17 protein-coding genes and 1 riboswitch are annotated in these 22,714 nt (G+C 40.5%); of the genes, 12 read left to right on the top strand and 5 right to left on the bottom strand.

All coding sequences use genetic code 11. The features are described from left to right. Positions 1–7: 7 nt before the first annotated feature. Positions 8–619, bottom strand: coding sequence for a class I SAM-dependent methyltransferase (locus KVT11_RS18070; RefSeq protein ID WP_136944940.1), 612 nt, complete (start codon positions 617–619; stop codon positions 8–10). 155 nt (positions 620–774) lie between these two features. Here KVT11_RS18070 and KVT11_RS18065 point away from each other — a divergent pair, with 155 nt between their 5' ends. Together KVT11_RS18065 and KVT11_RS18060 are read left to right on the top strand one after the other, a co-directional pair. Continuing rightward, positions 775–1,644, top strand: a complete 870-nt coding sequence (locus tag KVT11_RS18065; protein ID WP_025206772.1) for an SDR family oxidoreductase — start codon at positions 775–777, stop codon at positions 1,642–1,644. A 294-nt stretch (positions 1,645–1,938) separates the two neighbouring features. After that, positions 1,939–2,361 (top strand): pyridoxamine 5'-phosphate oxidase family protein, encoded by a 423-nt coding sequence (locus KVT11_RS18060; protein WP_008347166.1) that lies wholly within the window; start codon positions 1,939–1,941, stop codon positions 2,359–2,361. A 565-nt stretch (positions 2,362–2,926) separates the two neighbouring features. Here KVT11_RS18060 and KVT11_RS18055 read toward each other — a convergent pair. Both KVT11_RS18055 and KVT11_RS18050 read right to left on the bottom strand, forming a co-directional pair. Beyond that, the gene (locus tag KVT11_RS18055) at positions 2,927–3,109 is read right to left on the bottom strand and encodes a hypothetical protein (protein ID WP_008347162.1); all 183 of its coding nucleotides are present in this window, start codon (positions 3,107–3,109) and stop codon (positions 2,927–2,929) included. Between the two features lie 13 nt (positions 3,110–3,122). Then, positions 3,123–3,341 (bottom strand): hypothetical protein, encoded by a 219-nt coding sequence (locus tag KVT11_RS18050; protein WP_116307436.1) that lies wholly within the window; start codon positions 3,339–3,341, stop codon positions 3,123–3,125. Positions 3,342–3,501: 160 nt separating this feature from the next. Here KVT11_RS18050 and KVT11_RS18045 point away from each other — a divergent pair, with 160 nt between their 5' ends. Further along, complete coding sequence (locus tag KVT11_RS18045) at positions 3,502–5,751, top strand: hypothetical protein (RefSeq protein WP_240692387.1); 2,250 nt, start codon at positions 3,502–3,504, stop codon at positions 5,749–5,751. Between the two features lie 58 nt (positions 5,752–5,809). On the opposite strand, the gene KVT11_RS18040 is transcribed toward KVT11_RS18045, so the two are convergent. Next, the gene (locus KVT11_RS18040; RefSeq protein WP_034664017.1) at positions 5,810–6,106 is read right to left on the bottom strand and encodes a DUF3817 domain-containing protein; all 297 of its coding nucleotides are present in this window, start codon (positions 6,104–6,106) and stop codon (positions 5,810–5,812) included. Positions 6,107–6,241: 135 nt separating this feature from the next. After that, entirely contained in the window at positions 6,242–6,940 is a 699-nt protein-coding gene (locus KVT11_RS18035) for a hypothetical protein (RefSeq protein ID WP_142759406.1), read from the bottom strand. A 604-nt stretch (positions 6,941–7,544) separates the two neighbouring features. On the opposite strand from KVT11_RS18035, the gene topB reads away from it, so the two are divergent. The 9 genes from topB (at position 7,545) to KVT11_RS17990 (ending at position 22,706) form a co-directional block, all read left to right on the top strand. After that, positions 7,545–9,731 (top strand): DNA topoisomerase III, encoded by a 2,187-nt coding sequence (topB, locus tag KVT11_RS18030; protein WP_116307442.1) that lies wholly within the window; start codon positions 7,545–7,547, stop codon positions 9,729–9,731. Positions 9,732–9,928: 197 nt separating this feature from the next. After that, the gene (locus tag KVT11_RS18025) at positions 9,929–11,011 is read left to right on the top strand and encodes a glycosyl hydrolase family 8 (RefSeq protein WP_116307444.1); all 1,083 of its coding nucleotides are present in this window, start codon (positions 9,929–9,931) and stop codon (positions 11,009–11,011) included. Next, entirely contained in the window at positions 10,992–11,843 is an 852-nt protein-coding gene (locus KVT11_RS18020; RefSeq protein ID WP_116307446.1) for a GGDEF domain-containing protein, read from the top strand. Before KVT11_RS18025 ends, KVT11_RS18020 begins: the two co-directional genes overlap by 20 nt. Further along, on the top strand, positions 11,833–13,548 hold the full coding sequence (locus KVT11_RS18015; RefSeq protein ID WP_116307448.1) for a DUF2334 domain-containing protein: 1,716 nt from the start codon (positions 11,833–11,835) through the stop codon (positions 13,546–13,548). The genes KVT11_RS18020 and KVT11_RS18015 overlap by 11 nt, the downstream gene beginning before the upstream one ends. A gap of 37 nt (positions 13,549–13,585) precedes the next feature. Further along, positions 13,586–14,809, top strand: a complete 1,224-nt coding sequence (locus KVT11_RS18010; protein WP_220482513.1) for a glycosyltransferase family 2 protein — start codon at positions 13,586–13,588, stop codon at positions 14,807–14,809. Between the two features lie 4 nt (positions 14,810–14,813). Next, positions 14,814–16,895, top strand: coding sequence for a cellulose biosynthesis cyclic di-GMP-binding regulatory protein BcsB (locus KVT11_RS18005; RefSeq protein ID WP_210552307.1), 2,082 nt, complete (start codon positions 14,814–14,816; stop codon positions 16,893–16,895). A gap of 66 nt (positions 16,896–16,961) precedes the next feature. Then, positions 16,962–17,109, top strand: a riboswitch (cyclic di-AMP (ydaO/yuaA leader). A 112-nt stretch (positions 17,110–17,221) separates the two neighbouring features. Next, positions 17,222–19,048, top strand: a complete 1,827-nt coding sequence (locus tag KVT11_RS18000; RefSeq protein WP_008347135.1) for an APC family permease — start codon at positions 17,222–17,224, stop codon at positions 19,046–19,048. Between the two features lie 70 nt (positions 19,049–19,118). Then, complete coding sequence (locus KVT11_RS17995; RefSeq protein WP_076822725.1) at positions 19,119–20,840, top strand: pyruvate oxidase; 1,722 nt, start codon at positions 19,119–19,121, stop codon at positions 20,838–20,840. Between the two features lie 234 nt (positions 20,841–21,074). Next, positions 21,075–22,706 (top strand): T7SS effector LXG polymorphic toxin, encoded by a 1,632-nt coding sequence (locus tag KVT11_RS17990; RefSeq protein WP_116307452.1) that lies wholly within the window; start codon positions 21,075–21,077, stop codon positions 22,704–22,706. The last annotated feature ends 8 nt before the right edge of the window (positions 22,707–22,714 follow it).

Genomic DNA, 22,714 nt, shown 5'->3' with positions numbered 1-22,714 from the left:
CGAGAGCTTATTCGCTTCTCGGCTTTTTTGCTGTGACACAGACAGCGAGGGTGGGACGAATCTCTTCATATTCAACGGAAAACTGATCAAATCCAGCAAATTCTAAATCATTGAGGATGCTTTCGCCCATTTCTTTTGTCCGATTGGCGTCCGCTCCTTTTTCTCTTGGCTGCATCACAATGACGAGTGTTCCGCCCGGCTTCAAGGTGTGATAAAGGTTGAGTGCGCCAGCCTTTGGGTCATCCCAAATCGTATAATTGTTAACAGAAAGTACTTTGTCATACTGATCTGTCGGCAGGCGCGTTTTTTCAATTTTCCCGACATACAGCCGGACCTGCTTCTCTTTGGATCGTTTCTTTATACGCGAATGCGCCTGTTCCTTCATAGTTGAAGAAGCATCTAGTCCATCAATGTGAAGATCGTCATAATGCTTGAGCATATGTTTGATGCTATAGCCGGGGCCATAGCCTATTTCCAATATGTTTTCACCATCTGATAAATCTAAATGCTGGATCGCCCATTGATTCAGTGCCTTATTTTCATTTGCCATAATAAAACCTGCGATGCTTCCGAGCCAGCCTTTTGGTCTGCTAAAGGTTTTAGAAATGGTTGACAGCATGTGAGAACGCTCCTTTTTTATGTTTATGTAACCCATTTTCCCCACCCTGAAACCTGTCAATTTTCAAAACGCATTGATGACGCATAGGGATGTTTGAGTAAAAAAATGAAGTGGTAATGAAAGGATACATCAACAAATCAAGGAGGAGCTTACACATGGATTTACGTGAATACTTAACAAATGGCATTCCGCGCCAAACGCAGGATCAGCAGCCAGGCAGTGAAAGAGAAATGAATCCTGCGCCGATCTATGAGGATGAATCGTATAAAGGGTCTGGTAAGCTAAAAGGAAAAGTAGCGCTGATTACAGGTGGAGACAGCGGAATTGGACGTGCCGTTTCTGTCGCGTATGCCAAAGAAGGAGCTCATGTCGCGATCGTATACTTAAATGAACATGAGGATGCAGAGGATACGCAAAAACGTGTAGAACAGGAAGGCGTCAAATGTTTAACAATTGCAGGGGATGTCGGGGACGAAGCCTTTTGCGAGAAAGCGGTAGAAAAGACAGTTGAAGCCTTTGGACAGCTGGACATCTTAGTCAATAATGCGGCCGAACAGCATCCGAAAGAACGTATTCAAGATATTTCTAGTGAACAGCTTCACCAAACCTTTAGAACCAATTTCTATTCTTATTTTTATTTTACGAAGAAGGCACTCGATTACTTAAAACCGGGAAGTTCCATTATTAATACAACATCTATTAACCCGTATCGAGGCAACAAAGTGCTCATTGATTATACGGCGACAAAAGGGGCCATCAACGGCTTTACTCGTTCTATGGCACAGTCGCTTGTGAAAGATGGTATTCGGGTAAACGGTGTGGCGCCCGGCCCAATTTGGACGCCGCTCATTCCATCTACATTTGATGAAGACAGTGTCGAAAACTTCGGGGCCGAGACGCCAATGGGAAGACCAGGACAGCCTGTGGAGCATGTAGGCTGCTATGTACTGCTTGCTTCGGACGAATCGTCTTATATGACGGGACAGACACTTCACGTCAACGGCGGTTCCTTTATGAATACATGATCAATAAACACGCCGCCCAGCTTTGATTGGGCGGTGTATTTAGTATTTCTTCCGATTCTTCTGTACAGATGAGACAGACCATATGATAATGCCCACAACAACCGCTGCAATAACAAGTGAACTCAAATGGAACATCGTTTCATGATGCATATTCAATTTCCCCTTTCAATGTGTCCGTTTTTTATAGCATCAGCTAGAAGATGTCTTTTTATGAAAAACACATTTCTTTGTTTAATGAATGGATTGTCGTGGAAACCTAAGAGTACGGATGACATTTTGAAGGAGTGAAGATACATGTCACAAGAAGAGTTAAAGCAAAAGGTAATGAACTTATTAGACGAACAAAAAGTGGGAACATTGGCGACTGTTGAACAAGATAAGCCGCATACCCGCTATATGACTTTTTTTCATGAAGGGCTGACATTATATACACCAACAAGCAAAGAAACACATAAAGCGGATGAGATTGAAAAAAATCCGAATGTTCATATTCTCATTGGTTATTCAGGTGAAGGATTTGGGGACACATATGCAGAAATCGCAGGTAAAGCCACATTAACTGATGATCCAGAACTGATCGACCGCCTTTGGTCTGATGAGATGGAGAAATGGTTTAAAGGAAAAGATGATCCAAACCTAGTAATCCTTAAGATTGACCCAACCTCCATTCGTTATATGAACGAAGGAAACCGGACACCAGCAGAATTATCACTTTAACACTTGCGTAAGTTGGGGGAACGTGTTATAGTTTTATATTAAGTGTTGAAATAGCAAATAAATAAAGAAAGTAAACTTTCTTTTTTCTATGACATAATGAGAAGCAATAGAGCTTCTACTTGATAAGAACGAGACGCTGTCAAAGCGAACAAACTTATTCTTTTCCTTCTGCAACCGCCCCCTATAAAAGCGGAAGAATGGAAAAAAGACGTTTTGATTTACAATTCACACTGGCACGGCTTCGGAGCCGTAAGGACGAATGAGAGGTAGGGCTTTCGTTGTCTTGTTATCCAGAACTTCCATGGCGTTTACTTTCAAACGTAGGTTCACTCGGAACACATATGACACACTGATATGATCGAATCTTAATTCATACACTCCGTGACGGAGATTAAACATTGATTATTTATTTGCATGAAAAGAGTAAGAAACGGGCTGCCATCTATTTGGCAGCCTTTTTTAGGTTAAAAGCGGACACCATCCGCATGACATCCCCTTCAAAAAGATTCGCCGCTAACAATAGAACAACGAACACTCATCGACAGAAAGAGGAAATGCTTCATCATCACTCACTTCGCCCTTTCTTCTGATATCTCCAAATCCGGCCAATAAAAAAGAACATCACCGTAAACAAAATAGAGAAGATCAACATGTCCAGCAGTGTCACGCCTCTATCTGGATGCACAACCCCAAACCAAACCCATTGAAGAACAAAAGAGATAGCAAAATAAAAGATGGATTCTTTCATGAAATTCTCCTTTTCACTTGTTTTTTTGATTGTTTAGCCACACCATCCAGATGAAGAAGGAACAAATGGCGCATGCGAGCAAAGTGACAGGCGGCAAGGTGTACCAGCTAGTCAGCCCCTTTACAAAGCACATATAAAAAAAGAAAATGGTCATAGATACGAGCAGCCATTGCTTGAACCAACGGGGAACACGCAGCCAAGCCGCTAGAATGATCGATGATAGCTTATCCATTGAGATAACATCCTTTTTTTGAATCTGATTGGATTTTATCGTAAACAATCAAATATGTAAAATATGGATTTAGAAAGTTGGAATGGTATTTTTCTAGCATGAAACATTCTCGCTGCACTGACGTATAAGAAAAAGGAACTCCATGAAAGGAAGCGATCAAGTGAAAAGAATACCAGTGATTTTCCTCAGGTATATTGTCTTCTTTATTCCAGCAATCATTCTTAGTGTCTTGGTGTGGAACCATTACCAAGATGATTTGTCAGCAGGGAAAGCGACGCAATATGACGTCAAACAAATATTTACATTCGATGAAGGAAAACGAGTAGTGAGTGCTGTATCAAAAAACCAGCAGCTCCATTTTGCAATGTATGATCCTCAATCAGGAAAAAGAATCAGTGAATGGATAACGGAAAGCGATACGTTTAATGAAATGCTGCCATCTATTCAAGGGAACCATCTCTTACTTGCTTTAAAAAATAAAGACGATCAGCTGTTGATCGAAAAACTGTCTCCAAGCGGAGCAAAGAAAGAACTCGTCAAGCAAAACTTACAGATTCCCTCATTTTTAAAAACGAATACATATCAATGGAATGGACGTCTCGTGTTTACAGGAGAAATGGAAGGCGCTGCTGCGGTCCTCGGTGAGCTAAAGAATGGTCAGTTTCATGTCCACAATCTCAGCGAGCTGAAGCTACCAGCAAGACCTGTTTCCATCGATGTCGTCATGAATTCTTTTAGAGGGCAGACCCCATTCCCTATGTTTGAATTGACTTTGAAAAATGACCAGAAGGCGTATGTCAGCGGAATCTCAAACGAGAAGCATCAGCTTGGGGTCTATGTCTCCAAAAGTGCAGAACCGTTTAGCCTCATTGAAGATAAAGTCGTGCAGCAACTGAAAAAAACGATCGGATCTTCACAAAACGTTGCTGTCGCTGTCGAATCCAACTATCCAAAAAGACCAAGGAAAGTGGATGCAGAGGGAAGGCTTGGGGAAGTCGTCCCAACACCAAAACCGATGTACCAAACCTTTATCTACCAGCTGAATGAAGAAGAAGTTCTTCTTTTAGGCTCTACAGCAAAGGACGAAGCAAAAGGCAAGCTGACTGGTTATATTTATAATCATCGCACGAATAAGGCGACGTCTGCCAGCAAGCTGTCTCAGTCGTTGTCATATGAATCTTTACAAAAAGAAGATCTCTCTTTTCATAAAAATGTGAAGAGCAATTGGCTCTATTATTCACTTGGCAACCAATTAACGGGGGCCTTTGAGACGAAAAGCAAACAGCTAAAGGAATTTCCTTTGCAAAAGGTCATCTCAATCGAAAATGCCAGTCCAGCCCACCAAACGTCTGTTGACACCTTTATACAATATGTCATGAAGGGCGGACCACTCATTCTCAACTGGGTGATATGGATCTTTATCCCACTGCTGTTATTTGTGCTAGCGATCTTCCTGCCACCGATTTTGAGACTGGTGAGAAAGAACAAGATAAAAGACAGTGTCACATTAGAAGCCAATATTGTATCAGTCAAAGAAACGGGTACCTACATCAACGAACAGCCGCTGGTCAACATGCAACTTCAATTTCAATATGATGGGAGAAATATCGAGAAGGCGGTTAAAACGGTTGTATCCTATACTCAGATACCGCAACCGGGTCAGCGTATCGCCATTCTCTACAATCCGAAAAAGAAAAAAGCGATGCTCTTAAAAGAAGGTGACTTCTCGCAGCCAAGCGAGCCAAAGTTCATCAAAGGCGCTATTTTAAGAAACATAGAATCATATGGAACCGTAGGACGAGGCACCGTCTTATCACTTACATTTGAAGCAGATCAGAAAAGGTATACCATTCCGATGATTCAAGCCGCTGGTTTTGAATTTAGAACAGGAGAAAAAGCCGATCTCGTCGACATCAGTGGTCAGCTGAAAATGGCAGCCTATGGGCATGAAGTGCGGAATCGTTCGGGGAAAGACGTGACATTGACAGGAACGATCCAACGGGTGAAGCAATATCCAGTCACAATTCATGATCAGAAGCCTATTATGCTGGATGTGACGGTTTCTAGCGGAGATCAATCCATCACAAAAACGGTCAGCCAATTCATCCCTGATCATATGGAGGTCGCGCCAGGAACTCAAATCACGATGCAGACAAAACAAGAAGAGCTGGATAAAGAAATCAGTCTTATGCAAGAGAAACAAGGAAGTGCAAAAGTGACCCATGTCACATTTTCCGGTGTCATCGGCAACCAGCCGTTAGCGATCATTCAGATTGAGAGAGAAGGCGTGATGTATGAAGTGAAACAGCCAATCGATCCGATCACTAGCGTCTTGCCAGGTGATGAATTATGGGTGGCATATCACGAAATGACACGTCAAGCAGCCATTGTGAAATATGCATCGATTTAAAAAATACGTCAGCGTGTAGAAAAAGGGCTAAAACGAATATCGTTTTAGCCCTTTTTGATTAAGCTTTTGTATCATACTGGCGAAGCACCTTGTCATAGGCGAAGTTGCCGAAAGGAATGAATGCCGCAAAGAATCCGGCGATGGACCATTTCAAATGCCAGCGAACTTTAAAGGTCACATATGCCAAAACGAGCATATAGATCACAAACAATGCGCCATGAAGAGAGCCCACAATGGTGACCGCCATCGGAATATCCGCAAAATATTTTAGAGGCATGGCAATTAAAAGAAGGGTTAAAAGAGACATACCCTCAATAAACCCCGCCTGTCTCAGACGGCTAATACTTGTATGCATATACAAATCCTCCTGTATAAAAGCTAGTTTCTCATCTTCTAATATAAACGAAAGATCGCCTGAACATGCTGAAATCTACGAAAAATTCAAAATATGTTCATGTTATTTTTAAAAAATGTCTTTTTTATACTTAATTTATTCAGAATTTTTCTTCTTTAAAGTGTTTAAGTCATTATGCATTTTCCATAGATTTTTATCGCCATTGTAGTAAAAATATTTTTTTGATATGAAGTGTTCGTTTTTATAAGAAAGATTTAATAACATGGATTTTTCTAAGATATCTGCAGAAACTTTTTTTGTTTGTTTTAACCTAAGGTCGAGTAAAAAAGATGTAATTAAAATTCCCACTACATAAGGTGCAAAAAAAATAGTACCAACACTTATAATATTTGCTTTGGAGAAATTACTTAAATATGTTTTAAAGTTAGAGAAATTATTCTGAATCTCTGCGATATCAATATCCTTGTAGTATTCCCAATTTTTAAGTTCGTTTAAAGAAATTGATGTAAAACTTGTACTCACAAAGAAAAATATGGCTAATGAGCTTAATGTTAAAGTGATATTGCTTATTTTAAAAGCAGTACTTAATTGCTCAAGTTGATATGCTGGATGGATAATTACAGTTATGCATAAAAATACAGTTGAGTAGATAGATAGTGTTATAAACTCGTATGAGTGGCTTTCAATTACATAGGAAAGACTAATTAAAGTTTTTAGCGAAAATACGTTATAAAGTTGTACAAAAAATTCTTGTCTAATATTACCAGATTCTATTGGTAAAAAACTCAAAAGTAAAGATATCATAGATATAAAAGAGACAATAATTAAAAACAATGTGAATAATCCTAAAAATGTTACACTAATAATACAACAGAATCTGAAAATATAACTATTTTTACTTATTGCAAGTCCACTAAAAAATAAACATATAATAAAGCATAAGAAAGAAATTGTATGAAAATTGCTGAAATAATGATATCCGAGATATTTAAATGTTATAAATCCTAAAATCAAAGTCAATATAGAAATGTATATATAGGTTTTCCCTCTAGCTACACGATCTGATTTAAACCCTGGTTCACTAATGTCTATATTTTTGAAATTCTTGAATGAATTAATTATACTCACTATTTTTAATATCCATGTAAAAGGGATTAGTAGTATAGAGATAAGTAATAAATATTCATTTTCAGAAAATAATATCATAGTAATAATAAAATAGAGGAGAGATGTCGAGCAGAGATCAAAAAAAGATACGTTGTGTATGTAATTATTAATTATTTTCATAAATTGCTCCTAATTTGTAAAATAATTTAATTAAATATAACATTGCCAGAATTTATTTTCTAGAAGATCATTGAATTTTTTAGCCATTAGAACCGCATCTCCACGTCTGCTATAATAAAAGGATGGATAGAAGAAAGAGATGTGAAATCTAGTGTCAAAAACAGTTGTATTAGCAGAGAAACCTTCGGTAGGACGTGACCTTGCACGTGTGCTGAAGTGTCATAAAAAAGGAAATGGTTTCTTAGAAGGAGATCAATACATTGTCACGTGGGCGCTTGGCCACTTGGTGACACTGGCTGATCCAGAAGGCTACGGGAAAGAATTTCAATCCTGGCGTCTAGAGGATTTACCAATTATTCCAGAACCACTCAAGCTTGTCGTGATGAAAAAGACAGGGAAACAGTTTCAAGCGGTCAAAGCGCAGCTGGCGAGAAAAGATGTAAAAGACATTGTCATCGCAACAGATGCTGGACGTGAAGGGGAGCTTGTGGCAAGGTGGATTCTTGAAAAAGCCCATGTGAAAAAGCCTCTAAAACGTTTATGGATTTCGTCTGTTACAGACAAAGCCATTCAAGAAGGGTTCAAACGATTAAAAGACGGCAGAGAGTATGATAACCTGTATCGCTCGGCGGTTGCGCGTGCAGAGGCAGACTGGATTGTAGGAATCAACGCAACAAGAGCGCTGACAACGAAGTTCAATGCGCAGTTATCCTGTGGACGTGTGCAAACGCCAACGATTGCTATGATCGCCAAGCGAGAGGAAGACATTCAGCAATTCCAGCCGAAGTCGTTCTTTGGGCTGACGGCACAAGTAGACGGACTGACGCTGACTTGGCAGGATGCAAAGACCAAACAAAACCGTACATTCCAAGAGGATGTAGTGACGGAGCGCTTGGCAGCCTGTAAAGGAAAACCTGCAGTGATTGATGCACTGAAAAAAACAGCGAAAAAAGCCTTTGCTCCAGGATTGTATGACCTGACAGAATTGCAGCGTGATGCCCATAAACGCTACGGTTTTTCAGCAAAAGAAACACTGTCTACACTTCAGCGTCTGTATGAACAGCATAAGCTTGTGACGTACCCGCGTACAGATTCACGTTTTATTTCGGCAGATATCGTTCCCACATTAAAAGATCGACTCAAAGGAATGAACGTTAGACCTTACGCGCAGCATGTGAATCGCATTCTACAATCAGGCATTAAAGCACATAAAGGTTTTGTCAACGATGCCAAAGTGTCAGATCACCATGCGATCATTCCAACCGAGGAAGAGCTGTATCCGGGTGCATTAAGTGATAAAGAGCGTAAATTATATGACCTGATTGCCAAGCGATTCCTCGCTGTACTGATGACCCCTTTTGAATATGAGGAAACCACAGTGATCGCCAAGATCGGCAGTGAGACATTCACAGCGAAAGGAAAAATTGTGCAATCAGCCGGCTGGAAAGCCGTGTACGATGATTCCTATGAAGACGAGGAATCAGCTGAAGCAGATCAGCACTTGCCGGCATTAACAGAGGGGCAGTCACTTGACGTACGCCAATTAAAAGAGACAAAAGGCGAAACGAAACCTCCTGCTCGTTTTAACGAAGCGACCCTTTTATCTGCCATGGAGAACCCGTCTGCATTTATGGAGAACAAGGAAAAAGACTTAGTGAAAACCCTTGGCGAAACGGGTGGATTGGGGACAGTGGCAACTCGAGCTGATATCATTGAGAAACTGTTTAACAGCTTCTTAATTGAGAAAAAAGGCAAAGACATCTTCATCACATCGAAAGGGAAGCAGCTGCTTTCTTTAGTACCTGAAGATTTAAAGTCACCTGCGTTAACAGCGGAATGGGAACAAAAGCTTTCTAAAATTGCGAAAGGCCAATTGAAAGCTTCTCAATTCATGAGTGAAATGAAGTCATATGCAAAACAAGCCGTATCTGAAATCAAACAAACGAACCAAACCTTTAAGCATGACAACATGACAGGCACACATTGCCCTGACTGCGGAAAACTCATGTTAAAAGTGAACGGGAAAAACGGTACCATGCTTGTTTGTCAGGATAGAGAATGTGGACATCGAAAAAATGTGGCAAAGAAAACAAATGCACGCTGCCCGAACTGTCATAAAAAGCTTGAGCTACGAGGAGAAGGTGATGGCAAAATATTTGCCTGTGTTTGTGGTCATAGAGAGAAACTGTCTGTTTTCGAAAAACGCAAATCACAATCCAATCAAAAACGAGCCAGTAAGCACGATGTGTCTAAATATATGAAAAAACAAAAGAAAGTGGAAGAACCAATCAATAACGCACTTGCAGAACAATTGAAGAAACTAAAATTAGATCAATAGTTGTGTAAAAACCCATGTGAATTCGCATGGGTTTTTTGTTTGTTCGAGTATTTTGACATGTTGTTTTTCTGTAAATGGGAATATGTAAGCGAAAAGACTCGTAATTTGGTATAAAATATTTATTTTCATTTAAACAGAAACGCTCTATAATAAATCGTTAGATGCTTAGAGAGAATAAGGATTGAAAGGGGACACGAATGGATACACCCATATATCGTACAGCTATCGCTATACTCATTGTCATTCTACTAGGCGGATGTACCTGGAAACAGCAGCAACATTCAGCTCAACCAGAACCTGCAAAGCCAGTATTGTCAGGAGAGTACTTTATGACTCACCACTTAATGACAGACCAAGGCATGATTCGAACCTCGCTTGCGGAACAGCCTACTTACTTATCAGAATCGCTCGGACTTTGGATGGATTATCTTGTTAGAAAAAAAGATCAAACATCTTTTGATCAACAGGTAGACGTCCTGCGCACTCAATTCTTACTGGAACATGATCTTCTTAGCTGGCAAATCGAATCTCATCAAAAAAGCCAAGTCAATGCTTTAGTTGATGACTTACGTGTAGTAACAGCGCTTCAAAAAGCAGATCAATTGTGGCAGAAGTCAGTGTATCAAACCACAGCTAAAAAAATCGCAAAAGCGTTAAAAGACAAAAACATGTTCAAGGGTATGTTGACCGACTATTATGATGCATCGACAAAGCAAACTTCACACACAATCACACTTTCATATCTTGACCCAAAAGCAATCAAAGAACTAGTATCCCTCCACCTATTCACAGAACAAATGATGAACAACCAATTGGCCATTCTACAAAATGCACCGAGACAAAAAGGATTTTTTCCAAAATCCTATGACATAGCGAAGAAAGTCTACTCATTTGATCAGGAAATCAACTTGATCGACCAGCTTTATACGGCTCTTTATGCCGAACGTGCACAGGTTGATACAACAGTCATCATGAAATGGCTGAAAACCAACTTCCAAAAGGAAGGAAAACTGTATGGACGATATAAACTGAGCACATTACAGCCAGCAGTGACGTATGAATCGCCTTCAGTCTATGCACTGGTGATCTTATATGCACTCAAACAAGGAGAAGATGATTTTGCAAAAGACGTCTATCACCGAATGAAAGAGCTGCAAATCCAAGATCCTCTCAAGCCTTATTACGGAGGCTATATGAACGAAAAAGATACACACTCATTTGATAATTTATTGCCTCTAATTGCAGAAAGGGAGCTTCTAAATGAAAAGGTTATTCAGTAACACCTATCGCACGTATTATACGCTGCTCCTCACGTTTGCGGGACTCATTTTATTTATGGGCTACTTGAATGGACGTGATGCGGAGAGTGTCATGATCATCACACTCACATTTGTCGTGATAGGATGCGGTATTTTATTTGGTATTTTGCCAGCATTGGTTTTTACTTTGTTGATTTTGTTCTTTATAGGAAGCGGGATGTTCTTTACAGAGCTCGGTCACACAAATTCACTCTTTTCTAATCAAACGTTGCAAGATGTCGTGATATGGGGCGTGGCACTTCTCTTTTTTGCTATTTCTGCTGGAAACGTGCATGAGCGAATCAAAACGATGCGTTACACCATTGACCAACAAAAGAGGGCCATCAAACAATTTGTAGCGATTGACTCAACCACAGGCTTTGACAATGCAGAGCGGATGAGGCTCGAATTGTCTGAGGAAATGAAACGAGCAGAACGATATAAACAGCCATTCGTCTTTATCCTTCTTCATATGCACTACTCAGCGGAATTCAAAACATTATATGGAGAAAAAGAAATGCAGCATCTTTTCCAGCAACTCAGTATGAAGATTCGCGAAAGTGTGAGAGAAACCGATAAGAAATTTCGATTATCCGAAGAACGAATCGGGCTGCTGCTCACTCACACACCTGCAGAAAACGTCTCGATCGTTCTTGAAAAGCTAAAGGACAAACTGCAAACGCATGTCCTGCTAAATGGTCGTGAAGTAACCTTAACTTTTCATGTCTGTCATTTAACAAGCAGCTCGGACTATGGGACACCAGAGCAATTTTTAGAAGAACTAGAAAACGAGATGATGATGAATGAACTTTAATGTTTTGACGAAATGTTGTTTGTTAATCGTTCTTTTCTCTATGCTTTCGATCAAAGACAGTACATCAGCCGGTGCACTTGAGAAAGAGTCAAGGACCCTCATCGTCTATTCCACACAATCAGGTGAGACAACGCCAACTGTTCATATGCTTGATGTACTTGTGGGGCATTTTTCCACACGAACGACCATTTTATCTGATGAACAAATCACTGAAAAGAACCTCAATGACTCTCAGCTAGTTATCTATATAGGTGAAGAAAAGAGAACGTTGAAAGCACAAACCATTCGTCTCATAAACGAATCAAAACGTTTAATCGCAATAGGATACAATGCGGAACAGCTTCGTCCATTCTCGAAGCTTACTTTTCACAAACAAGATCACATCAGTCAAATCAAAGATACTGATGATCAAGAATACCGTCAGCTAGAGAGAGGAATCACAGCTCAGACGGTTCAAGGGACAGATCTGCAACGTAAATTCTTATTGAAGAAAAATCAAGCTGAACAGCCATTTGTGATTCAAACAAAAGAAGGTGCGGCATATGTCGGAATGCTAAATATGTTTCAGCACGACAAGCTACTTGCAGAGGTGCTTGAAAGTCTCCTGCCGGCTTCTAGTCAGACGAAGACAAAGTACTTACAGCTTGGGAAGATTAACCCCGTCACGGATGAGAAGAAGTTACTTGAACTTGGACGATACGTAACAGCTCGCCATATCCCTTTTCTGCTGGCGGTGACCCCTATATGGATTGATCCAGCAACAGGAGATGAAGTGACGCTCAGTGACCGGCCTAAACTTGTCCACGTGTTAAAACAATTGCAAAGCAATGGAGCTAGTGTCGTTCTTCACGGGTTTAGCCGTACGTATCGAACGGAGGAGTCGGGTAAAGGCTTTGAATTCTGGGATGTAAAGTACGATCAGCCCGTTACGTCAAATGAACCAGAGAAAGCTGATCAGCAGCTGAACAAAAGCTTTTTTCCGAATGAAAAAGATTTTAATGCGTATATCACATCCAATCAACATCAAGAAGCCATCTATACAGAAGAAAAGCTGACAAAAGGCATTGAACTGCTCGCGCAGCAGGGGTTATATCCGCTTGCATTTGAAGTGCCAAATGACGCCATTTCCCTGCAAGGATATGAAGTGATTTCCCGCCATATGTCCAGTCTATTTGGGCAGGTGCAGCTCTCAGACCGTACATGGAAAACAAGAAGTGCATCACCATTTTTGTCGACACCCGCCATGCTTCATGGCATGACTTTATATCCTGAACAGTCTATAGATACAGCGTCTGACCAAGAAGGTGCAAACATACTGACTGAGCAAACAATTCAATCCTTGCAGCATATCCAATCCGCCGCCATTGGGCTGTCCTATGATGTGGAAGCGGGGATAGATGGGCTGCAAGATGTAATCACACAAATGGATGCGATCCCTTCTAGTGAATGGCTAGATTTAAAGAAAACAAAACAGACTGTTCAAACTCAGAATGTCCAGATCAAAACAGCAGGAAATGGACAGATTCAAATAGAGCAATCCAATATAGCTGAACCAAAAACAAACAAACGAAGCGGGATGGAAAATATGCTTCGAATACTCACAATGGTGGTGCTGCTCTTTATTGTGGCATTTGCTTTTTACACATTGTATTTAAGGCTGACGATGAAAAAACGGATCTTTAAGGAGAGAAAATCAGGTGGCTGATATCTTATTTTACCTATCATTAATACTGATTTGGATCATGCTCCTATATCATATGTTTCTGATGCAGGGAGGCTTTCAGCACTATTTAACTTACGAAAAAGTGCTGCCTAAATGGACGAAACAAGGGAAAGATCTGCCGACCGTCAGCATTCTCATTCCAGCACATAATGAAGAAGTGGTCATTCGGCAGACGCTAAAAGCCATGGTCCAGTTATCCTATCCCAAACACCTTCTTGAAATCATTGTGATTAATGACAATTCCTCTGATCGTACAGGGGAGATTGTGCAATCATTTAGTGAGCAATACGATCATGTCCATATGATTGAAACAAAGCCGCCATTTGCAGGGAAGGGGAAATCTACTGCACTGAATGAAGGCTTGAAGGCTTCGACAGGAGACGTTATTTGTGTATACGATGCAGATAATATGCCTGAAAAGAAAGCCGTCTACCATTTGGTTCTTGGATTATTGAATGATCCTAAAGCAGGTGCTGTTGTCGGGAAATTCAGGGTCATCAATGCAGCCAAAAACCTCCTGACAAAATTCATTAACATAGAAACGATCTGCTTCCAGTGGATGGCGCAAGGCGGGAGATGGAAATGGTTTGGCATTGCGACAATACCAGGCACCAACTTTGCGATCCGTCGGCACATTTTAGAAGAGCTTGGCGGCTGGGATGTCCATGCACTAGCTGAAGACACTGAATTAACGATTCGTGTGTATAACCTGGGCTATGTGATTCGGTTCTTTCCTGCTGCGATTACATGGGAACAAGAGCCTGAAACATGGAAAGTCTGGTGGCGGCAGAGAACACGCTGGGCTAGAGGCAACCAATATGTTGTGCTCAAATTTTTAAGACAGTTTATGAAATTAAAACGAAAACGAATGATTTTCGATTTATTTTATTTTTTCTTTACGTATTTCTTATTTTTCTTTGGTGTACTGCTCTCCAACGGCATTTTTATCGTAAACTTATTCGTTGATCTTCACTTATCTGTGGGAGCTGTGGCACTCATCCTATGGGGATTAGCCTTCTTCCTCTTTTTAACAGAAGTGATGATTACGTTAAGCATAGAGAAAACAGAGCTGACCAAACAAAATATTCTCATTGTCGTTCTCATGTACTTTACCTATTCCCAAGTATGGATTGCGCTTGTTGTGTACTCCTTATGTGTAGAGGCGAAAAGTCGATTATTGAAACAAGAAGTGAAATGGTACAAAACCGAGCGTTACAATCAACAACAAAAGAAAAGCGGGTGACATATTGAAATCGTTAAAATGGTTGATTTATATATTAGGATTATCCTTAGCGATCCAGCCTTTTTTCATGGCAGGTCAAGCAATGGCGCAATCCAACCGAGTTCAAGTCAAAGATGATTGGGTTCAACCTTCAAAAGAAAGTAAAACAAAAACGCAGCATCTATCAGAAGACGTAGTGACCTTATATGGACAAGAAGACCGCACTGAATTTACCTATCAAGTGGATCAGGAAAAAACAGAGTCAAGCACATTGACGTTCAATATAGAGGCTTCACCATTATTGATTTCACCTTCCTCATTCACTGTTATGATTGATGGAGAGATCGAAAAGACCATCCCTGTATCAGGGAAAAACCAGAAAAAGTCGATTCAAATCAAGTTGAACAAAGCACAATTGAAAAAAGGTACTCACCGCATTCAGGTCACATTTTATGGTGTTTTAAAAGAAGGCGTGTGTATCAACCAAGAGACACCTGCTAATTGGCTAAAAGTGTATCCTGAAAGTGAACTTACATTCAAAGGAATCCAGACAAAAGATTTCACATTAGATAGCTTTCCATCACCTTTTATTCAAACAGGTGATCAGAAAGAACAGACAGACATTGTAATTCCTAATTCACCGGATGCAGCTGAATTAGAAGCAGCCATCAAAGTATACCGTACGTTGAAAAACAAAGATCGCCAAAAAGAGATCAAACTTATCCAAGAAAAGGACATCAAGCAAGTGGCTCACCCAACGATTGCTGTGGGAGCTATAGGAAGCTGGGATGGACGGATGAAAACGATTGAACAAGCTGCAGGAATTAAAACGAAAAGCAGTCATCTTACGTTAGCGATGAGAACTTTGACAGCAAAGAAAACAAAACAGCCCATTCTATTTGTGACAGCGGAAAAGCCTGTGACAATCGCTGAAAAAATCAATGTTCTAACTCAGTCAGAATTAACGGATCAACTGACTGGAACAGACCTAGTGCTTCAAAAAGCTGCAGCTCAAACGTCTAAACCATCTCACAAGATTCGTTTGAAAGATTTTGGCGGAGATGATGTCACGGTTGGGACCAACAAGACGGCATCCGACCACTACTATTATCCGAAAGCGCTACTGGCTAACCAAAAATCAGGTGCAAAGCTCAATCTTTCATTCAAAAAATCTGATACAGCGGCAAGCAAAACAGAACGGTTAACTGTTATGATCAATGACGAACCGCACGACGTACCATTAGCAAAACTAGGCAGCAAAGATGCGAATGGATTCTATCATGTCTCGATTCCAGTAGATTCAAAGATACTTCAAAAAAATGAATATATTGATTTGCAATTTGTCACAAGTGGTTTTAAAAACATGGAATCCTGCAGACATACGGATGAAGAAGGCTGGATATTCATTGACAAAAATAGCTCTCTTCAAATACCAGAAGGAACAACGAGTGAAAAGCCAGATTTAGCCGCATGGCCGCTCCCGTTCACTTCGAAAAATACATTGATCATCATACCAGATCAAATCAAACGTGAAACAATCAATCAAATGGCCATGTTGACGGAATCTTTTAGTCAGCCAGAAGTAGCTCAATATCATTTAATGAAAGCATCTCAAGTGACAAATGAACAATTGAAAAATCATCCTCTCATTTTCATCGGAGGCATTCAGACGTTCTCTCTTCTGAAAGAAAAAGCAGCCGACCTCATTGTTCCGGTGAAAAAGGATCAGTATGATGTATCTTCTTTCGGCATGATCAACGAAACAACGGCTCGAATTGTATGGACGCAGCCATCTGTTTGGAATAAAGAACAGACAATGACAGTCTTTTCAGGAATGACTGCAACTGAAGCTAACGTGTCAAATGAAGTCATGCAATTTCTTCAAACAAATACAGAAAAAGCAACAGTTGCAATAGAGAGTAAAAACAAAGGTGTGTTTACTAATCATCAATCCGTCAGTAGCACATCGAGCAGTATGAAAACAAGTGAAAAACAAAGTAGCGGCGAGTCTTGGATTTACTTTGCGTGTATCGCTGCACTCATCCTTTTTGTGCTTGTGATGATTGTCTATTTCGTACGAAAAAACCGTAAAAAGACTGAGTTCTAAACGATCAAAAGACCTTGAAAAAATCTCTTTACTTTGGTGTCAAACGGGAGTATGATCTCTTTTATAAAAGACCAATCGCTGAATCATTTCGATGAGCGGGGGAACCAATTGTGGTGGTATAAAACACCACGTGGGGTGAATCCTTTTAAGGTAGGGCAAAATCTCATGCGCCCGAATCCGTCAGCTAACCTCGTAAGCGTTAAAGAGAGCAAAGACCAACCTGTGATCTAAACAATAGGCACAGGGGCATTCTATTGCCTCTGTGTCTTTTTGGCGATCCAAATTTTGTAACTTAAATCGTTTGACACTAAAGGAGCGGGCAACACATGTACAGTTTGATGAAGCGTATTTTAATTGGTAAACCATTAAAATCACAGGCAGCAGGAGAACAAAAACTATCAAAAATCAAAGCTTTGGCATTATTGTCATCAGACGCATTGTCGTCAGTCGCATACGGTACAGAACAAATCTTGATTGTTCTATCAGTTGTTAGTGCGGCAGCGTTTTGGTACTCACTCCCGATTGCAGGTTGTGTATTAATTCTTTTAATGGCGTTAATTCTATCTTATCGCCAGATTATTTATGCTTATCCAGAAGGCGGCGGGGCGTATGTCGTCTCCAGCAGAAACTTAGGTGAAAAACCAGGGCTGGTTGCTGGTGGATCATTACTCGTCGATTACATTTTAACCGTAGCAGTGAGCATTTCTGCTGGGACCGATGCGATCACATCGGCTTTTCCAGCTCTATATCCATATCATGTCATGATCTCAATCGTATTAGTCCTATTGATTATGGTGTTAAACCTTCGTGGACTGACAGAGTCGGCATCTATTTTGGCTTATCCTGTGTACCTATTTGTCTTTTCATTGCTCATTTTAATTGGGGTGGGCGGATTTAAACTATTAACTGGGCAAGTGCCGCCAGCACCTGAACATACAGCATTTGGCACACATGTATCAGGCATCACGTTATTTCTTTTATTAAAGGCATTTTCGTCTGGCTGTTCTGCTTTAACTGGTGTTGAAGCGATTTCTAATACAATTCCATCCTTTAAAAAACCAGCTGCACAAAATGCAGCGAGAACTTTATTGATGATGGGGGGATTACTGGCCGTTCTATTTGTAGGAGTGACATTGCTTGCGTTTGGTTTTGGCATCTCCCCAAAGCCAGAAGAAACGGTTGTGTCACAGATTGCATCAGACACATTTGGACGGACATTTTTCTACTATGTCATTCAGGCTGTCACAGCTTTAATTTTAATATTAGCGGCAAACACAGGCTTTTCAGCTTTTCCATTATTGGCTGTCAACTTAGCAAAGGATAAATATATGCCGCGCATGTTTACAGTGAGAGGAGATCGGCTCGGTTATTCCAATGGTATTATCTTTTTAGGTGTAGCTTCTATGCTGCTTATTTGGTTATTTGATGGGAAAACGGAACACCTCATTCCACTTTATGCTGTCGGTGTGTTTATTCCATTTACCTTGTCTCAGACAGGTATGTGTGTAAAGTGGATTCGTGAAAAACCACAGGGATGGAAAGTGAAAATGCCTATCAATATCGTAGGAGCACTTATTTCATTTACGGTTTTCATGATTCTCATTTTGACCAAGTTCCATCTTGTATGGCCAGTATTTGTTTTCATGCCAATTGTTCTATTTATTTTTCATTCTATTAAGAAACATTATCTGTCTGTTGGAGAACAATTACGTTTATTGAATGAAACCGAGCCTGTCGAAATCAAAGGAAATGTGGTCATCGTCCCAATAGCAGGTGTCACACGTGTCGTCGAACAATCTGTGCAATATGCAAAATCCTTATCAGACCAGGTCATAGCGGTTCATGTATCGTTTGATAAAGAGAAAGACAAGAAAATTGAAGCTGATTGGGAAAAGCTGAATAGTGATGTGCGTCTGGTGATTTTACATTCGTCTTATCGAAGTCTCATTCACCCGCTTGATAAATTTCTTGAAACGATTGAAGCGAAAGCAAATGCACATCAATATAGAGTGATGGTGCTCGTTCCTCAATTTATTCCGAAAAAAAGATGGCACACCATTTTGCATAATCAATCTGCTTTCTTATTAAGATTCCGTTTATTATGGAAACGGGATATTGTTGTCGCCACTCTTCCATATCACTTTAAAAAGTAACAAGAGCAAGTTGAAACGTTTGATCAAAAGGGTGCGGTGGTATGGAGTAAGAAAAAAGGAGTTTTCTCACATGCCGCAAAGAACCGCAGGAAAAGAAGTAACGGCGCTACTGGAAGAGTGGGGCGTGAAACATATTTATGGAATGCCCGGCGACAGTATTAACGAATTAATCGAAGAACTAAGGCATGAATCAAGCAAAATTCAATTTATACAAACAAGACATGAAGAAGTGGCAGCACTTTCAGCAGCAGCTGATGCGAAACTAACAGGCAAACTTGGAGTTTGTTTATCAATTGCTGGGCCAGGTGCTGTCCACTTATTAAATGGACTATACGATGCAAAAGCGGATGGTGCACCTGTATTAGCGATTGCAGGGCAGGTTGCCTCAACTGAAGTAGGCAGAGATGCATTTCAAGAAATCAAATTAGAGCGGATGTTTGACGATGTTGCTGTCTTTAATCAGCAAGTACAAACAGCAGAAGCTCTGCCTGACTTATTGAATCAAGCCATCAAAGCTGCATATACCCATAAAGGGGTGGCGGTTCTCACTGTCTCAGATGATTTATTTTCTCAGAAAATTAAGCGGAGTCCCGTTTATACATCACCTCTTTATGTAGAGGGAGATGTGCGGCCGAAGAAAGATCAACTGCTAAAGGCTGCTCAACTTATTAACAATGCGAAGAAGCCAGTCATCTTAGCAGGAAAAGGATTAAGAAATGCAAAAGAAGAACTTCTTTCGTTTGCAGAAAAGGCAGCTGCACCGATCGTCATTACACTTCCTGCAAAAGGTGTTGTTCCAGACAGGCATGCATACTTTTTAGGGAACCTAGGTCAGATCGGGACGAAGCCTGCATATGAAGCGATGGAAGAGTGCGATTTATTAATCATGCTTGGAACCTCCTTCCCATATAGGGATTACTTACCGGAAGACACACCTGCCATTCAATTGGATATCAAACCGGATCAGATCGGTAAAAGATATCCGGTAGAAGTGGGGATTGTAAGTGACAGTAAGACTGGTCTTCATGAACTAACCTCTTATATTGAATATAAAGAGCAGCGCGGTTTCCTTGAAGCTTGCACAGAGCATATGATGAAGTGGCGAGAAGAAATGGATAAGGAAAAATCTATTGCCACATCACCGCTTAAACCGCAGCAAGTCATCGCTAGATTAGAAGAAGCGGTCGATGATGATGCCATACTTTCAGTTGATGTTGGTAATGTGACGGTATGGATGGCACGTCATTTCGAAATGAAACAGCAGGATTTCATTATTTCCAGCTGGCTTGCCACAATGGGCTGTGGTTTACCTGGCGCAATATCAGCTAAATTAAACGAACCAAACCGCCAAGCTATTGCTGTCTGTGGTGACGGAGGCTTCACAATGGTGATGCAAGATTTTGTAACGGCGGTAAAATATAAACTGCCAATTGTCGTTGTGATCTTAAACAACAACAACCTTGGTATGATTGAATATGAACAACAGGTAAAAGGCAACATCAACTATGGTATAGAGCTGGAAAATATTGATTTTGCAAAATTTGCAGAAGCATGCGGTGGTAAAGGAATCTCGGTGTCATCACATGAAGAACTAGCACCAGCCTTTGATCAAGCACTTCAATCTGATAAACCTGTGATCATTGATGTTGCGGTGACCAATGAACCACCGTTACCTGGTAAAATCACGTACACACAAGCAGCAGGCTTTAGTAAATATTTATTGAAAAAATTCTTTGAAAAAGGTGAGCTGGATATCCCTCCACTCAAGAAAAGCCTTAAACGCTTTTTCTAAACAGCAGGTAGTCGGTCTTCCAATTAGGGAGACTGACTTTTTTTGTTGAATGGGTAAAATCATTTCAATTGTCACTTGTTTTCTGCTGTATAAAAATATAAAGACTGCATTTTTTGAAACTTAAAGCCTATTTTTCCAATTCGGTGAGAAAGGTAAAATAGACTTTATGATCAATAATGGAGGGAGTGGCTTAATCTGGGCAAGATACTTGATGCAAAAGCACTAACCAGTGCCATGGATACAAGGGCAAAACACTATCAGGAACTCCGTGAACAAATGATAGATTTAAAAAAGGCACTTCAAGGTGTTGCCAATCTCGGTGACGACTTCACTGGAAAAGGTGCCGATAACATTAAAAGCTTCTACAAAGAGCTCGCAGGAAATGTGGACATGTTCATCAGCTTCATTGATAAGCAAAAAGCCTTTCATGAAGGTGTTTCTGGAACGCTTGATGATACAAACTTTGGCGGCGATACCTTTGTAGAAGAACACTTTTTAGACAACGCTGTACATATGGGAATCAAAAATGCCAAAAGTATTGTAAAGGATCAAAAAAACGCTCTCAAAACCATTTTTCAAGACATAGATGACCTCATTTCACTAGAAGTATTTGATAGCCAAACTTTTGATGAAAAAATAGAAGATGCGGAAGACGAGCGAAAAAAGACAGTGAAAGACCTAAGAGAGCTTGATCAAAATCTAAAAGATGAATATGCTTTGTCAGAGACGGAGCAGCAAGCTACAATGGCATTGTACGCAGAAATGATCAATGCCACAAATGACGGAAAATCCATTTCGCCTATGAATTTTGACAAGAAAGCATTTCAAGATAGTGAAATCTACAAGGCAAAAAGCGATATTGAGAAGCAAACTTCTGAATATCTAAAAATCAAAAAAGATCAAGAAGAAGCCCGCAAGATCGCAAAGGAACAGGAAGCGCTCGCCAACCGTCCGTGGTATGAAAAAGCTCTTGATTACGGTGGGAATATCGTTAATGAGCTGACAGGCGTGAACGATGCAAAACGTGCCGCAACAGGTGTCGATCCGATCACAGGTGAAGAACTTACAGCAGGCCAACGAGTCGCCGCAGGCGGCATGGCAGCAGCAGGATATATCCCAATCGTCGGTTGGGCAGGACGCATTTTCAAAGGCGGTAAAGCCGTTTATAAAACGACTCAAGCCGCGTCAGCCGCAGTCAGAGCAGTCGACATCTATAAGACGTCACAAAAGTCCTTTGATGCTTTAAAAACATCGCAAAAAGGCTTATACGGTCTTACTGCGACCAACGGCTTCAGCGAAGCGATTACGGGTCGTGACATGTTTGGAAATAAAGTCTCGAAAGAACAGCAGGAAGCGAGTATGAATGCGGCTCTGGGGATGCTTTTGCCGTTTGGGGCGAAAGGGTTTCATGGGAAGATGGGGATTAAAAAAACAAGTGGTTTAAGTAAAATACCTGAAAATAGCATTAAACATTCTAATAAAGGAGATTTCACAACAAACCCTAAAACAGGGAATATTTCAAAAATGAAGGGTGGAGGACACGGACAACACAATATAAAATTCTTACAAGAAAATAATATAGAATATAATATAAATAAAGTATATGAGAACGGTGTTAGGATAGGGAATGTGCCTGGTCATAAGGTGAAAGCAAAACGAACAGGTTCTAACCAATCTTGGTTCCCAGAAAACTGGACAGAATCTGATATTGCGGCAGCGGGTGCCAAAATTGTTGAGTCACCTGATTTTTCTAAAGTGGAAAATGGAGTGGCTATCTTTGGTGAATATAAAGGAGTAAGAGTTGGAGTTATTAAAACCAATGGAGAAGTAGGAACTATTTTTCCGGATGCTACAAAACAACCTTAATGTGGAGG

Origin of the sequence: Bacillus sp. GbtcB10 (genome assembly GCF_019091365.1) — a bacterium.
GTDB classification, from domain to species: domain Bacteria; phylum Bacillota; class Bacilli; order Bacillales; family Bacillaceae; genus Bacillus; species Bacillus altitudinis.
The sequence above is the reverse complement of the archived record's forward strand: the minus strand, read 5'-3'. Positions and strand labels throughout refer to the sequence as shown.